We start from the raw sequence: 7052 nt of genomic DNA, 5'->3' as shown, positions 1-7052 counted from the left end.
GAGCGGGTCCGCACACACGAAGCGGACCCGCTCGCAGCCGTCGCACGCGAACAGGTCAAGAAGCTCCAGCACTCACCGAAGACGGGCACCCCCGGCGCAGCCCACCGTGGCGAAGCAGCAGTCGCACCACCCCGCCCCGCACGCAGCAAGGCGGGTGGGCGACAGGCGAGCGCCGTGCCGCCGCCTAGCGGTAGTGCCGCCAGACCAGCACACCCACCGCGGCCACGGCCACACTCGCGCCGCCCACGATCAGCATCTCCCGGGGCACCCGCTCCCACGCCGACTGCGCCTTGGCCTTCACATCGGCCTGGGCCGCGTGCACCCTCGCCTTCGCATCGGCCTGGGCCGCGTGCACCCTCGCCTTCACATCCGCCTTGGCGGCCAGTTCCTCGACCGTGTCGCCGAGCTGCGCCCGGGTCTCCTCGATCTGTCGCCGGAGTTCGTCGGGGCCCTTGGCGCCGACCGAACCATCGGTCCTGTTCGTTGCCTGCGTCATCGCCGCGCCCTCCCCTTGATCTCGTCCACGTCCGCCTTGACGCTGTCGAGCGCCCGCTCCGGCTTGGGCGGGGTGGCCCGGCGGAGCTGTGCGCGCCCGAGCGCGGCCAGCACGCCCGCGATCACGAACAGCACGGCCATGACGATGAGCGCGGCGGCCCAGACGTCCAGCACCAGGGAGAGCGCTCCGACGCCGGCGGCGGCGAGGGCCATGAATCCCACGTAGGCGACCGCGCCGGCCGCGCCGAGCAGCCCGCCGCCGCGTCCCGCGCGCCGCCCCTTCTCGGCCAGCTCCTCCTTGGCGAGGGCGACCTCCTGTCGTACGAGCAGGGAGAGCTGTTCGGTGGCCTGCCCGACCAGCTCGCCCACGGAGTGGTGGTCGTGTTCGCCCGGCCCCGGACGTTCGGATCGCGCAGAGCGCACGAATCGCGTGGGCCTGGTCTCGGTGGTCCCGGTCACGGTGTCGCCTCCTCACACATCGGGACGCCCCGAGTACCCTCCCCGCTCCGCGCTACCCCTGCGACGTCGCTTCGACCTCGAACGACGCCCGCATCCACCTGCCCCGGCCTCGCAGACGGCGCCCCACCCCATCCTCGTAGCAAAACTCCCAGATATTCCGTAGAAGAATTAAGTGGAGCTTCACAATGAGGCACCCGAGACTACCCGTATGACCCTCACCCACCGCCCCGCCCCCACTCCCTTCGGCCGTGCCCTCTGCGCGATGATCACGCCCTTCACTCCCTCCGGCGCACTGGACCTGGACGGAGCCCAGCGGCTGGCCGACCATCTGGTGGCCGAGGGCTGCGACGGACTGGTGCTCTCCGGTACGACGGGTGAGTCGCCGACGACCACGGACGCGGAGAAGGCGGAGCTGATCCGGGCCGTGCGCGCGGCGGTCGGCGACCGGACCGTGATCCTGGCCGGGGTGGGCACCGCCGACACCCGGCACACCGTGGAACTGGCGCCGGCGGCCGAGAAGGCGGGCGCGGACGGCCTGCTGGCGGTCACGCCGTACTACAGCACGCCCCCGCAGGACGCGGTCGAGGCCCACTTCCGCGCACTCGCCGACGCCTCCGGGCTGCCCGTCGCCCTGTACGACATCCCCGGCCGCACCGGCACCCGCATCGAACCGGAGACCATGATCCGGCTGGCCGGCCACCCGAGGATCGTGGCGGTGAAGGACTGCGCGTACGACCTCCTCGGCACCCAGAAGGTGCTGGCGGAGACGGAGCTGGCGTACTACACGGGCTGCGACGAGTACGTGCTCGCGCTGTACGCGATCGGCGGGTCGGGTTACATCAGCACCGTCGCCAACGCGGCCCCCCGCCACGTCCGGGCGGTCATCGACGCGTTCGACGCGGGCGACACCGCCGAGGCGGCCCGGCTCCAGCGGCGAACCATCCGGCTCACCGAGCTGATGATGGCGTCCGGTCTGCCCGGCACGGTGACGGCGAAGGCGCTGCTGGCCCGGCTCGGTCTGCCCGCCGGCCCGGTCCGCGCACCCCTGCGGCCCGCCGGTCAGGAGGTGACCGACGGGCTGCTGAGGGCGTACGAGGAGTTGGTCAGCGATCGCTGAACACCGGATTCCAGCGGCCGCTGTAGTCGGACGAGGCCTTGCGGAAGTCACTGAGCTGGACGACCTTGTCACTGCCGATGGTCATCAGCACGAGCTGGTTGCGGAACTCGTTCTTGCCGTCGCACCGCTCGGGGTCGCAGCCCCACAGGACCAGCCGCTCGTCGTCGACCCAGGCGAGCGCCTGCTCTCCGCCGGGTACACGGGCCAGCTGCTCGCCGGTGTAGGCGTCGAGCACCGCGCCACCGGACGCGACGCGCTTGCCGTTCGGGGAGACTCCTGCCTCCTCGGCCCAGTGCGCGTACTTCTCGTTCGCGGGCTTGGCGACCTCCTTGCCCTCGAAGTCGTAGTACTGCTGGTGGGGTGCGGTGGTGAGCCCCGAGTAGACCAGCTTGCCGTCGTGGCTGAACGCGAAGTCCTGTCGGACGTTGAGGTCGCCCTCGGTGTTGTCGAAGTCGACCTTGCTCCAGGCGCTCCTGCCGGAGCCGACGTCGACGATGTAGAAGCCGGTCCGGTCCGACTCGGAATAGTGCGGCCCCCAGTCGTTGTTCTTCCCGTCCCCGTCCGAGTCGTAGTCCAGCTTGTACAGCAGGTCGGGGTTGCTGCTGTAGGTGGTGGCGACGAGCTTGCTGCCGTCGGGCGAGAACTCGACGCTCGCGACCCCGCGCTCGACCGGGATCCAGCGCTCGATCTTTCCGGTGTAGAGGTCGAGCAGCCCGATCCGCTCGGTCGGCAGGCTCCGCTCCAGGACGGCCGCGGTGCGCAGGCCGGGGGCGAAGTCGAGATAGGACCACTTCATGGTCTTCTCGTACTTGCCCGTCTTCTGGTCGAGCACCCAGTAGTCGCGCTCCCGGATCGAGATCTTGGGAGACTTCTTCTCGGTGTCGAAGGTGTAGTAGCCGGCCAGCGCCACGTCCCCGGCCGCGATCAGATCGCGCGGCGGCGACTGGTCGGGGTGGGCGATGATGTCGCTCTTGTTCATCTCGGTGGCGAGCCGTACCTCGTCCTTGCCGGAGTCCAGCAGCGGCACGGCCACCGCGACGGCGACCACGGCGGCGGTGGCCGCGGCGACGGTCGCGATCGACCGGTTCCGGCGGCGGCGCCGGACGGTCAGCACCCGGTCGGCGAAGCCGGGGGTCAGGGGCGGTTGTTCGTCGGCCTGCTCCCGGAGGGAGTCGCGCACCAGTTCATCGACGTTCACGGACGCACCTCCACGGGCGAGAAGTCACGGGACGGGGTCTGCTCGGCGGCGGGCCCGAGCAGGGCCAGCTCGGGCGCGAGTTCACGCAGCCTGGCCAGCGAGCGGTGGGTCGTGGACCGGACGGTCCCGACGGAGCACCCGAGGATCCGGGCGACCTCGCCCTCGGGCAGGTCCTCGAAGTAGCGGAGCACCAGCACGGTCCGCTGGCGGGCGGTGAGCCGGGCCAGCGCCCCGCGCATCACCAGCCGCAGTTCCACCCCGGCCGCCCCGTCGGCGGCGCCGCTCTCGGGCGGCTCGGCGACGGTCAGCTCCCGGCGCCGCCACTTCAGCCGCCACCGGCTGACCTGCTGCCGGTAGAGGATCCGCCGTACGTACGCCTCCGGCTCGTCGATCCGCTGCCAGCGCCCGGCGGCCTTGATCAGCGCGTTCTGCAGCAGGTCCTCGCCGGCGTGCCGGTCCCCGCCGCTCAGCAGTACGGCCGTCTTCAGCAGAGCGGACGACCGCCCCGCCACGAATTCCCGGAAACTCTCCTGCCCCGCGGCATCCATCGTCACCTTCTCTTCCCCGGCGGGCCCCGAGTCCCGCCCCTGTGCCCCTAGTGACGCGCGGACCCGCGCCCGGCTATGCCGCCCCGGGGAAGAAAGTCGTGCGGTGGTGGAGAACGGATGGCGGAGAACGCCGCGGGCCCGCACGCGCGTCGAGCGCGTACGGGCCCGGATTCCCGACGACGGCCGGGTCAGCCCCAGCGGTACCCGTCACCGAACAGCAGGGTGTGCTCCAGCACGTCCTCCATCGGGTCGTCGACCTGGCCGACGTTGACGAGCCCGATGCGGGGGCCGTTGTGCGAGGCGGTGTTGGTCTCGTCCGCGTACGCGGCCCCGGCCGGAAGCCAGCACAGCGTCGCCCCGGCCAACACCCCCGTGACCACGCGCGCCACACCCCTCGCCCGGTCGTTCCTCATCCCTCGGCCCCTCATCTCGTCGGCCCCTCATTTCGTCGGCTCGGCAGCTGATCGGACTCCGTGTCCGCCCGTTCATCTGCCGGGACCGCGCGAAGGTCACGCCGAGTAACCCGTACGTGGGGCCTTGATGATCAGTTGTGGCTGTTCTGAACCCCGTGCAGGTCAAGGGTTCATGTTGCCTCATGGGCCGTATCGGGGCCGTCGTGGGTGTCACCCGAGTTCCGGAAGACCCGATCCACGGCTGCCCGGGTGCGCGCTTCGCTGTTCGGCATCAGGTGCGTGTACGTGCCCAACGGGAGCGTGACGGATCAAGTACTCATTCAGCGCCTTGACGCTTCCCCCCGAGCCCAGAAGCACGGAGGCGTAGGACAAGTGACGGAGCACGCGCCCTGCCTGTCTCCTGGCCAAGGGGTGTTCCAGCGGCGGACGCATTGATCGTGCGATCTACACCTATTTAAGAGGGAGTTGACACCCCGCCAGGTACGGCAATACTAGAACCATCTCGGGGAAACGAGTGAGCCTTCCACCCCTCAAAGGTGCCGACAGGAGCATTTGTGTAGCCGAGTTCCTTAAACACCTAGGGGGAACCTGCGCTCCAAAACAAGTTAGTTAGTCTAACTACAGAAAAGGCCTTAGTTTCGACGCTTTGAAAGCGCGGATTGAACGAATCAATTTGCCCACACAGAGATTTGCGCTCCAGGGATTTCATCTCGCTGGAGATCCGCAAGCCACAGGGGGCTGTAGACAGACCTCCCGAGCAGGCGACGGGCCAAGGTACACGGCCCCGTGGTCCGCACTCGTCGCACGGCGAAGAGGAGGCGGGACGCGAAGACGACCCACGCAGCAGCCCGACGTACCAAAAGAGCAGGCCACCCGCGGCGCCTGGAAACGATGCGGGTGGCCCGTTACTCACATCCCTCTTACGGAACAGGAGCGCGACAAGTATGTCCGAAGGTAACGCGACACGAACAGCCGTACTGGTACGTGCCAGCATCTACGGAGGTGCGCTGGCCGCAGGCGTTCTGCTAGTCCTCGTGGGTCACAGCACACCGGTCGAGGCTTCCGGTTACGTCTCTCCATTCCTTGTGATCTTCGAGCGAAGCAGCAGCCAGCGATCCGAGTGACGGAAGTCCGCGACGCAGAACACTCATGCGGAACGGCGGCGTCCGGCCATCCCATGACCTGACGCGGCCAAATGTGCGTCGAATCTAGAAATACCTTCCTGTGGAACGTGCAGGTCACGGCCTCATGTTGCCTCGTGGGCCACATCAGGGCCGTCGTCGGTATCGCTCGGGTTCTGGAAGACTCGATCCACGGCGGCCCTGGTGCGCGCTTCGCTGTTCGGCATCAGGTGCGTGTACGTGCGGAGGGTGAAGCTCGGGTCATGGTGGCCGAGGTATTCGCTCAGGGCCTTGATGCTCTCCCCCGCGTCCAGGAGCACGGAGGTGGGCTTGATCCGCTTTGACGGACATCCGAGATCAGGGGTTCTGCCCCGGGAGGATGTCCATCATGGAGAGCATGGGGAAGAAGAAGCCTCGGCCTCGCCGTTCGTTCACGCCGGAGTTCAAGGCCGAGATCGTCGAGTTGTGCCGACGCGGTGACCGCTCGCTCGGTCAGATCGCCAAGGACTTCGACCTGACGGAGACCGCGGTGCGGCTGTGGGTCAGCCAGGCCGAGGTCGACGCGGGCGAACGCGACGGGCTGACCAGCAGTGAACGCGAGGAGCTGGCCGCATTGCGCCGGGAGAACCGCCGGCTGCGCGAGGACGTCGACATCCTCAAGCGGGCCACGGCCTTCTTCGCGAAGGAGACCCGGTGACGGTGCACCCGTTCATCGAGGCGGAGAAGCGAGACGGTCACAACGTCAAGCGCGCGTGTGAACTGCTGCAGGTCTCCCGAACCGCCTTCTATGCCCGCCGCACCGGCAAACCCGGTCCGCGGGCGGTCCGCGATGCCGAGTTGGCGGAGAAGATCGCCGAAGTTCACGAGCGGTCCCGCGGCACATATGGGGCACCGCGGGTGCATGCCGTCCTGCAGCGCGAGGGTGAGGACTGCGGACGGCGCCGCGTCGCCCGGCTGATGCGCGACGCCGGGCTGCAGGGCCGACACCGCAGACGGCGGCAGCTGACGACGATCCCCGACCCGCGGGCCGCCGCCCGGCCCGATCTCATCGTCCGCAACTTCACTCCCGACCCGGACGGCCTCGACACCCGCTGGTGCGGCGACATCACCTACGTGCCGACCGAAGAGGGCTGGCTCTATCTGGCCACCGTCATCGACATCGCCTCCCGCCGGGTAGTCGGCTGGGCGACGGCCGACCACCTGCGGACCGAACTGGTCGCCGACGCCCTCACGGCAGCCTGCCGACAGCGTCGTCCCGCCCGCCCGGTGATCTTTCACTCGGATCGCGGCTGCCAATACACAAGCCGTGAACTCGCTTCAGTGGCAGTCGAGTTGAACGTCCGTCTGTCCGTCGGCCGCACCGGGCAGTGCTGGGACAACGCGCTCGCCGAGTCGTTCTTCGCCACCATCAAACGGGAGTTGCTCGACACGAGGACCTGGCCCAGCCGGGCCGCCGCTCGCACCGCGATCTTCGACTTCATCGAGGGCTGGTACAACTTGCACCGACTGCACAGCAGCCTCGCCTACCGCAGTCCCGCCGAATACGAGACCGCACTCGCAGCCTGACCACCACACCGCTGGTGTCCGTCAAAGCGGAACAAGCTCAATCACTGGCTCGCCGCGGTCGACGACACCGGGACAACGGTGTGGAGCAAGAAGGTCCCCAACGACGAGAGCGCCATTCTGACCGCCCTGGGCGAG

At 68.8% G+C, this 7052-nt stretch carries 8 protein-coding genes and 1 pseudogene; 3 read left to right on the top strand and 6 right to left on the bottom strand.

Annotated elements, in window-relative coordinates; genetic code table 11:
- Positions 1–184: 184 nt before the first annotated feature.
- Entirely contained in the window at positions 185–496 is a 312-nt protein-coding gene (locus tag ACWCRJ_RS44365; protein ID WP_450944664.1) for a DUF3618 domain-containing protein, read from the bottom strand.
- On the bottom strand, positions 493–954 hold the full coding sequence (locus ACWCRJ_RS44360; RefSeq protein ID WP_450944663.1) for a phage holin family protein: 462 nt from the start codon (positions 952–954) through the stop codon (positions 493–495). The genes ACWCRJ_RS44365 and ACWCRJ_RS44360 overlap by 4 nt, the downstream gene beginning before the upstream one ends.
- Before the next feature lie 208 nt (positions 955–1162).
- Between ACWCRJ_RS44360 and dapA the strand changes: the two genes are divergently transcribed.
- On the top strand, positions 1163–2071 hold the full coding sequence (gene dapA / locus ACWCRJ_RS44355; RefSeq protein ID WP_450944662.1) for a 4-hydroxy-tetrahydrodipicolinate synthase: 909 nt from the start codon (positions 1163–1165) through the stop codon (positions 2069–2071).
- Here dapA and ACWCRJ_RS44350 read toward each other — a convergent pair.
- From ACWCRJ_RS44350 to ACWCRJ_RS44335, 4 genes and pseudogenes are all read right to left on the bottom strand, one after another.
- Positions 2058–3269 (bottom strand): WD40 repeat domain-containing protein, encoded by a 1212-nt coding sequence (locus ACWCRJ_RS44350; protein ID WP_450944661.1) that lies wholly within the window; start codon positions 3267–3269, stop codon positions 2058–2060. The genes dapA and ACWCRJ_RS44350 overlap by 14 nt on opposite strands.
- On the bottom strand, positions 3266–3817 hold the full coding sequence (locus ACWCRJ_RS44345) for a SigE family RNA polymerase sigma factor (RefSeq protein ID WP_450944665.1): 552 nt from the start codon (positions 3815–3817) through the stop codon (positions 3266–3268). Before ACWCRJ_RS44345 ends, ACWCRJ_RS44350 begins: the two co-directional genes overlap by 4 nt.
- Positions 3818–4005: 188 nt before the next feature.
- Positions 4006–4230 (bottom strand): hypothetical protein, encoded by a 225-nt coding sequence (locus tag ACWCRJ_RS44340; protein WP_450944660.1) that lies wholly within the window; start codon positions 4228–4230, stop codon positions 4006–4008.
- A gap of 1246 nt (positions 4231–5476) precedes the next feature.
- Positions 5477–5674: pseudogene (locus ACWCRJ_RS44335) on the bottom strand (site-specific integrase); the annotation flags it as partial.
- A gap of 74 nt (positions 5675–5748) precedes the next feature.
- Here ACWCRJ_RS44335 and ACWCRJ_RS44330 point away from each other — a divergent pair.
- Both ACWCRJ_RS44330 and ACWCRJ_RS44325 read left to right on the top strand, forming a co-directional pair.
- On the top strand, positions 5749–6048 hold the full coding sequence (locus tag ACWCRJ_RS44330) for a transposase (RefSeq protein ID WP_450944659.1): 300 nt from the start codon (positions 5749–5751) through the stop codon (positions 6046–6048).
- Positions 6045–6917, top strand: a complete 873-nt coding sequence (locus tag ACWCRJ_RS44325; RefSeq protein ID WP_450944658.1) for an IS3 family transposase — start codon at positions 6045–6047, stop codon at positions 6915–6917. Before ACWCRJ_RS44330 ends, ACWCRJ_RS44325 begins: the two co-directional genes overlap by 4 nt.
- Positions 6918–7052: the final 135 nt, after the last annotated feature.

Source organism: Streptomyces sp. NPDC002324, assembly GCF_053593335.1.
Note: the sequence above shows the minus strand (reverse complement) of the source record. Positions and strands in the feature narration are given on the sequence as shown.